This is a genomic window from Methanosarcina sp. A14 (assembly GCF_001729375.1).
Taxonomy (GTDB): Archaea; Halobacteriota; Methanosarcinia; order Methanosarcinales; family Methanosarcinaceae; genus Methanosarcina; species Methanosarcina barkeri.
The window spans coordinates 20,948-29,321 of record NZ_LZPK01000028.1 but is presented as its reverse complement, the minus strand read 5'-3'; the positions used below and the strand labels follow the sequence as shown (position 1 = coordinate 29,321).

Sequence of the window (8,374 nt, the reverse complement as noted above, 5' to 3'; positions counted from 1 at the left end):
AAGTCACATGGAATTCTGTAACACGGAAAACGCAGCCGGTCGCAGAGTGATTCGATCTGGTTTTCAAAAAATTCATTTTGGACATACTTTGGAATCGATGCACTAGCTTCCATTATGAACATATCCAGTCAGACGTTCTGGGATCTTACAATCTTTCAGCCTTTTATAACAAGGCTTACAAGGAACAGATGAGGGATTTTTTTGCCTGGGACTTTGAAAAGCTTGTAAAAATAAGCTCTGCCAAGCTCTGCGTGGATTAAAGTGTGCAACCGAGCTTTGACTGTAAAATTGTCACCCGTAGCAGTTGCCTATAATCATCCACGCGCGCTAGACTTTAATAGCAACATGATTCACTGAAAGCAGCAAGCCACTATTGGAAATATATGAGGAGAATAACTTTTTTACTTATAGGTAAACTTTTGCGTTATTTTACTCTAAAAACACCGTCATTCCCCTTTTGAGGTATAAAGTTCTCCTTCTAGTGTATTGTTTGTGCTTTTAAAACTATAACATATTTTGAGCTCAGTATTCAAATCTTTATTGTTGCCTTTTACCGTATTATTTTGAGAATCGGCAAGAACAACTGAATATGAATATCCACGTCTCACAATAGTGTTATTCAAAACTTTATTATTATTTGAGTTAACAAGACTAAGGCTGAAGTAGTTATGTAAAATCGAATTATTATTTAACTCATTATTAGACGATTCGGTGAAGTTCACACCATCCCATAACTTTGATATGGTGTTCCTCATTAATTTATTGGTGTCTGAGTCTTCAAGATAAATTCCTGTTGCATTATTTTCTAACCCAACAAATATCCCAACTCCTGAGACATTGTTGCTTTTTAATTGGTTATTGTTAGAATTTTTTAGATAGATTCCAAATGAGTTGTTATTTACTTCATTATTTTCCAGGATATCCCTGTTTGAATTGTTAAGGTAAACTCCATAGTTATTATAACTTAATTTATTTTCATTTATGTTACCATCAGACCCACTATAATAGATGCCGGCTTTACCATGTGACCCAGTTATATTGAAGCCGCTAATCGTCACATTATCCGCAGTTATGTGGAATACGTCTTTTTCTGGGTCTGCAGCTTGAATAATAGCTTCAGTCGTTTCTCCTGGCTGCGATATTATAATTAAAGATTTATCAACAACCAGATTCTCTTTGTATAATCCTGAATCAACAGTAACAGTGCCTCCCGAACTGGTATTGTTTATTGCTTGCTGTATAGAATCTCCTGAGTACACGTTAGTTATTATTGAGTTATTGCTATTATCGAGAAAATCACCTGAATTTTTTTCGCTATTTTCTGAATAAAATACATATAGAGCTGAAATAGCAAAGACTAAAGAAAAAACAAGTATTATCTTTATATTAATTTGTGAGAGGGACATAGTTATCTCTTCTTATAAAAAAGGGTAAGGTGATTAAGGTCTTACCCATACTGGTATTGCGCTGTCCCAATTGCCATAGGTAATGTAATGAGGTGCACTTGTATCCCAACCATCGTGAAGTTTTAAATACTGAGTAGTCCCTTGATAATAATAACCCATACATGTAACGCCATGATCACCATAATCAGTTGAGCCTCCAACTCTAGTTCCGGCGCCATACATACCCAGGACAAACGGTCTATTTGCATTGATTTCTGATACAACATTACTCATGTACATAGTACCGCTATATGTTATGGCATTAAAGTTGGTATAACCATGGTTACTACAAACTGTTTCTATTCCATCATCCACAGTAGATGGGTTTGTACTACCGTGATAAGTGCCCATTGCCGTTGCTAATTCCGAGATGAGGGTGTTACCGCTTGGGATATTTGGATATCCATGTGTATCCCAATATCCTAGAACCATAGCACCTGCAGCTGGAGCGCAGCCAGCAGTATTGGCGGAATAATAAGGAACATTAGAAATGGCTTTACTAGTCGCTGTAATTACTACAGTTTTTCCTCCAGCGCTTTTCCCTTCCATTCTGTTTTCCAAATCATTCCAAGCTTCTTCTATTTCGTCGCTCTCAACTGTTTCTACTTTACCTGTGATGGCAGAAATATTTTCAGCATCCTCACTTATTATCTTTGATGTAACGAGATCTACAATAACCTTCTTTTTAACCATATTTTTACTGTCTTGAAGATTATATTCTGTATAGTAGAATGTTGCACCCTCATAGATTGGTGTGCTTTTCTCAATACTCAATTTATTTTCACTTGCATATTTTGCTACTTTAAGTTGCGACTTCTTGGTCATTGTAGAAATTTTAGATGGAAGTTTCCCTTTTGAAAATTCGAGAATTGGATACTTGTCTTTCGTGGCAGACGCAATTATATAGCCATCATATTGATTGTTTTTCATTACGTCAAATGCATATGCTGTGATGTTCCCCTCTAGATCATAAAATGTAATGTCAGGTTCAGTACTTGCGTCTTTCCAATCAGATAGCTCAGGTATTATTCCAGAGAGTTCTTCCAGATAAAAAGTAGTAATTTCGTCTGCCTGATCTATATTCAAGGTTATAGGTATCTGCTCATTGGTACTAATTGGAGATGTGTTTGTTTCTGCAAAAGCAATAGAACTTAAACTTATCGCAAGAATTCCTAATGATAGTAGTGCCTTTAGCGTTAATTTACTCATATCAACAAATTTTCTTGTTTTCATTTCTACTTACCTTCTTTATTTTAGTTGAAAGGCAAGACTCAGAAAACATTAAGTATTATAAAGTAACTTACCTCTTGCCTTCGGGTATGCATGGTTCAGGATCGTTCTCAAACTTCACTGAACCCTGCAAACATTCCCACTTATTCAGTTTTTGAGAATTAGTTATAAGTTTTCCGGCCAATTTCTCTAACTATCAGAGATCAGGGAATCATTACAGATCTAAAATGAGCTACAAAAAAACAGTTAGAGAAATTGGTCGGAAGTTATATATAGGATAGTTCAACGTCAATTATTCAAAGTATACAGCTAGTAATCAGGCTTTTTGTTAAAAAAGGAACTGATATGTTCTTTGAGATATTGTATTTTTCTACGGCAGAATCGGACTTCACTCGTCTGATTTTAAAACTTTGCCATCTATATATTTTTACCATAAGAAGGCCAAAGTCATCTTTTATTCTTGGACTATATAGATTCAGGGTTTAAGAATAAGTAGATCGGAGAAAAAAATATCTACTTAATTAAAAAAGGATGTCGAGAGATTGAAGCAGACTTTTTCAGAAACTTTTTGATAGTCGGTATTTTTAAAACCGGATTCAAGGTTATTTTATCCATATTTTTCAATTAAATTTTCATAAGAAGGGTTTATTCTATAAATGATGTTTTTTCCTTTTCTTTCTTCATTTATGAGTTCTACTTCTTTAAGAGTTCTCATATACCAGCTAATTGTAGCTCTGGAAACTCCAATTTCATGTGCAAGAGCTGAGTTTGTATTACACTTCCCATTTTGTATTTCTGAAACTATTCTTTGATTTGTTATGTTTTGAAGAGCAGAAATAATTTTTATTTCTTCTTCATCATAAGTGGAATTATTTTCGAAATACCTAATCTTTCCGCCATCGTTATGGACTTCAATTTTGTTCTGAACTTCCAGAATAGTTATATGATGCCTTACTTTTCCTCTGCCTAAGCCTGTTTTTTCTACAATTTCACCAATGCATGCTCCCGGTTTAGTCTTGATATACGTATAGATACTGGACCGATTAGAATTATCTAGTACATTTTCTGTATCTATAATTTTGAATCCTAGTACCACGAAAATGAGTTTTGTAAAGTACAGAATTACGTCTATTATTGATAAGATTTGCATCGCAGCTAGCCAGAGCAAAAACTGCCAGTAAGGTATAACAGTATCTTCTACTATCTGTACATCTTCTCCGGCTACGGACTCCCCGAATTTGTCGCTCGGGAAAGGACTTACAGTATATTCCGTAGCTTCAGCTGTCAATATTGAAAATAAAAATAAAAAGCAAAGGAGGCAGAGTCTCCTATAATTAATGCAATGCGACACCAAATGTGTAGCTCTGTGTTCCACTAACTGATTCCCCATAGACCTTGAACTTCCAAGTTCCCTGTTGCACGTATCCCTGGGAAGGATCTATACTGAAATGTATTCTACCATTTACGCTTCCATCAGAGCTATCGTGGTAAGTTCCGAGTTTGCTTCCAGAGGGGGTATAAACACTAAGAGTTAGGGAATCACTAGTATCTCCCCAGTTCAAGTCCACTTCAAGATAATTCACTCCTGAACCTATGTTTACATTGTGAGTTATAGTCTGTCCCTGGCTTATGGACTGAGTTGACAATATCGAAAGAAGGGAATTCTCTATATCAAAAGAATTTTCTATCCAGGGGCTAACAATGTAATTTTCCCCAGTAGAATTTAAAATAACTTCACTATTCGAGTTTTCTGAGTATACTTTTTCGGCAGAAACCGCAGGAATAGTCATCAATCCTATAATAACGCATAAAATCAACACATTACAGGATTTCATAGTAACACCCAAACAAAATTATAAACACAGATATATATATAGTTTCTGTTAATATTTTAAAACGACCAGTGTTTTATTACATAATAATTTGCTACTAAATTTAAAAAAGACAGTGTCTCGAATTTGCTGTAAATTTGAAGTCAAGTTTTTACGTACTATGTAGATAATTGATCTTACGATATGGAATTCTCTACTCAGTAACTTCTTGATATTTATGATTTTTCAGAATAATTGGCACACCATCTGAAAAGTATAAAGATACCTTTTGTCAAGAATATCTTTTAAAGAGGAAAGTAGCGAGGATATTTTCCATCTTCAGTGTCAGAATAAAATTGTAAATTTCTTATATAGCTTATAAAAACTTTTAAAGCAACTTCTTTTTGAGTTTTTACTCAAAGTTGCATTTACAAACTTCTGTAATCTACACATTGCAAATTCATTTACATTTATATATTTTCCATTTTTAAGATTTTTAATTAAGTTTTAATAAAAATTTATCGATTACATATATTTATCATTGAGTTTGAGGCATAGATCCGTAATAAGTTTCCAAAAGTGTTGATGCAAAAATCAGAGTAATAAGTCCAATCTTGATCTGTTTTTTCATTTTCGGACTAATAGTTGGGAGAAATGAAATATATTTCATAATCATGGAGGAAATTGAAAAAGCCATGCCTATGGAAATCAAAAAGGTAGAAAATACATGTGCAAAATAAGTATACTGTGGATAATAAGTCATTATTATTACGCGAGTAGACAACGAGGCTAATAAAAAAATAAAAAAAGTAAGAAGAGATTTTAGCATAATATATCTCCTTTGAATACTTCACTGACTTCCTAATTACATCCTTTATGAGTTACAATAAAGTCGCACATTAGAAACATTGCTTTTATTTGTTTTATATATAATCTCAGTTATTCAAAAAATATATCGCAATAGTCGCACCTATGTAGAAGCAAAAAGATGTTTCAAAAGCAAAGAATATGCATTTGAAAAGAAATAACCCTTCACTTTGATAGCGAAACATGTTCAGTCCAACTGCAAATGTTCCGGAGATTTGACCCAATTCTGTCCATTCATACTCCTCATATCCTTTACTTTCTTGATTGCTACTTCTAGCAAGGTTCAGAATCGCTCTCAAACTCTACTAATCGTATAAAACATTGCCACATACTTGAAAATTTTAATTGTTTTATATATTTTGTATGTAAATTATCAAACAATTGTATATGAAGAAAATATCACAAATCTGTGTATACATACACAGGAAATTTAATTATCCTAATTCTTTGTGTACCCTCCAAAACAGTAATAATTCCTTTATGGGACAGTAATTGTAGACACAGTACTATAACGACTCTTTCCAGAAGCCATAGTAGTCTTAATACTTGCCAGCAGAAACGCAACAAGAGTACACCATTTCTAAGTGTTCTCTTGTTGTTCTTTTTTTCACCCCGTGATTTAACTCCAGAAACAGGATTAAGTAAACCTTAAATCTTTTTAAAGTTAACTTAATTAAGCCGCTGGACATTTGGAGTTCAAATTAGTTTTTCAGAGAGATTTGAACTCCATAATTTAATACTAAGACACTCTATATAAAATACAAAGTTTTTAGCCAAATCATTAAACTATCAAATCAGATGTTTAACCTGTGATTTCATATTTCAAGGATAATATTTGATATGACAAATCTTTTTGTGTCCTGTATAGAAGTTATGCTCAAAAGTGAAATATATACTATATTAGGCATTTTGGATTTTTTACTTGCAAAACCAGTTTTTTAAAAATTCATTTATTTATCTGAGTCTGTTTTTTAATGTTTTATCCTGAAGTAAGACCGTTTTTAAAAGAATTTCAAATATGTTTTTCAATTTCATCCCGATAAACAGGATTTATACTGTATATTGTACTCTTTCCTATCCGATCTTCTTTAACAAGGCCTGACTCATTCAACTGCTTCATATACCAGGTAATTGCACCTTTAGAAATTCCTGTTGTCCGGGCAAGATCTCCGTTGGTGTTGCATTCTTCCTTTAATATATTATATAGTATCTTTCGGGTCATCTCATTTTGAAGAACGGAAATAACCAGTTTTTCTTCCTCACCGTATGTAGAATTATTCTGGAAATACCGGATCTTTCCGCAATCACTGCGGGATTCTATCAGATTTTCTGCTTTGAGAATATTGAGATGATAGCGAAGATTTCCCCTACTCAGGCTCATATCGCTTGCAATCTCGCTGATACACGTCCCTGGACAGGCTTTGATGAAAGCATATATGTGCTTTCTCTTTAGAGTCCCAATAGTAATTGGATGGTCCGCAACTCGAAATCCGAGTATTACGAAAATGAGCTTTGTAAAGTACAGAATTACGTCTATTATTGATAAGATTTGCATCGCAGCTAACCAGAGCAAAAACTGCCAGTAAGGTATCTCAGTAACTTCAAGTTCAACTACTTTTTCTCCGTTAATTGAAGCTCCAGACTGATCGCTCGGAAAAGGGCTTACAGTATATTCCGTAGCTCTGGCTGTTGTTACTAATAGAAAAAATAGCAAACAGAAGATAAGCTTTTTTTCAAGCTTAATGTTGGTAAACATTAAGTGTATATCTCTGTTTTTCACTAACCAATTCCCCATAAACTTTAAACTTCCAGGTTCCCTGTTGTACATATCCCTGAGAGGCATCTATATTGAGGCATATCCTACCATTTACGCTTCCGTCAGAGTTCTGTAAGTTCCGAGTTTGCTTCCTGAGAGGGTATAAACACTAAGAGTCAGGGAATCACTAGTACCTCCCCAGTTCAAGTCCACTTCAAGATAATTCATTCCTTGATCCCACATTTACATTGTTGGTTATAGTCTGCCCCTGGCTTATGAACTGAGTCAACAATATAGAGAAAAACAGTTCTCTATGTCAAAAGAGTTTTGTATCTAGAAGCTAAAAATGCAATCTTTTCCATTAAAATCTAAAATAAATTTTGTTTTAGCATTTTTGGAGTCCCATTTTTCAGTAGAAACCGTAGGAATAGTCATCAATCCCACAATAATGCATAAAATCAACACGTTATATACTTTTATAGCAATATATAGAAGTAAATTATAAAGGCAGACATATATAGTTTCTGTTAAAATTTTAAAACGGCCAGTATCATATTATATCCTTAGTTTGACAGCATCCATTAATTGATACTGAACATTTTCCTTTTTTTGGTCCAATTGAGCTTGACAAGTCGTATAAATTTCTAAAAATTTCTTATATATTCTATGTAATTCCATTCCTTTTTGGTATCCTCTTCAAATTTAATGAATTTTCAACCACAGAAAAAATATTACTGCTTTTACCCATATAATTTGAAGAGGATACAATAAAGCATTTTTATAGATAAAAGCTAGTAAATTTTTATATTTATTATAAAAAAATATTAAAACTGCTTTTAAACTTATTTTAGGAAAAACCTCACAGCATTCGTGATAATACCTGGCAACCTATAAATTTATATATTGTATATGCTGTATAAGGTTCACAGATTGCCAAGGTGGCGGAGCGGTCACGCAATCGCCAGCAGAGCGATTCAGTCCTGGTTCAAATCCGGACCTTGGCTTCGTTTAATTTATTAAATAGTTTATTCAATAACTTTTACATATCTTGTAAATCTTTTTCATTTTTCGTCAGGAAAGAGTCTAAACAGCTAAATTTAGTTCTATGATTTTGCCTAAAATAAGCTTTTAGCTAAACTCGATATCTGTACTTAAAATAGTCCGCTTGAGTGAATGAAGTGAGATAAATATATTACGTACTGTCGAAGCGGAACTCGATTCATACTCCTGAAACATAATTAGAAAAACTGATAATATGGAAATTG

The 8,374-nt window shown here is 33.5% G+C and carries 5 protein-coding genes and 1 tRNA gene; 1 reads left to right on the top strand and 5 read right to left on the bottom strand.

Annotated elements, in window-relative coordinates:
* Positions 1–446: 446 nt before the first annotated feature.
* The 5 genes from A9239_RS01880 to A9239_RS01855 form a co-directional block, all read right to left on the bottom strand.
* Complete coding sequence (locus tag A9239_RS01880; protein ID WP_048155039.1) at positions 447–1,406, bottom strand: nitrous oxide reductase family maturation protein NosD; 960 nt, start codon at positions 1,404–1,406, stop codon at positions 447–449.
* Between the two features lie 33 nt (positions 1,407–1,439).
* Positions 1,440–2,678: a C39 family peptidase gene (locus A9239_RS01875; protein ID WP_048155036.1), complete on the bottom strand. Its 1,239-nt coding sequence runs from the start codon at positions 2,676–2,678 to the stop codon at positions 1,440–1,442.
* A 604-nt stretch (positions 2,679–3,282) separates the two neighbouring features.
* Positions 3,283–4,050: a winged helix-turn-helix transcriptional regulator gene (locus A9239_RS01870; RefSeq protein WP_048118917.1), complete on the bottom strand. Its 768-nt coding sequence runs from the start codon at positions 4,048–4,050 to the stop codon at positions 3,283–3,285.
* A complete protein-coding gene (locus tag A9239_RS01865; protein ID WP_048118918.1) occupies positions 4,010–4,510 on the bottom strand; it encodes a pre-peptidase C-terminal domain-containing protein in 501 nt (166 codons plus the stop codon). The genes A9239_RS01870 and A9239_RS01865 overlap by 41 nt, the downstream gene beginning before the upstream one ends.
* Before the next feature lie 1,855 nt (positions 4,511–6,365).
* Entirely contained in the window at positions 6,366–7,109 is a 744-nt protein-coding gene (locus A9239_RS01855; protein ID WP_141706333.1) for a winged helix-turn-helix transcriptional regulator, read from the bottom strand.
* 932 nt (positions 7,110–8,041) lie between these two features.
* Between A9239_RS01855 and A9239_RS01845 the strand changes: the two genes are divergently transcribed.
* Positions 8,042–8,113, top strand: a tRNA-Cys gene (locus A9239_RS01845).
* The last annotated feature ends 261 nt before the right edge of the window (positions 8,114–8,374 follow it).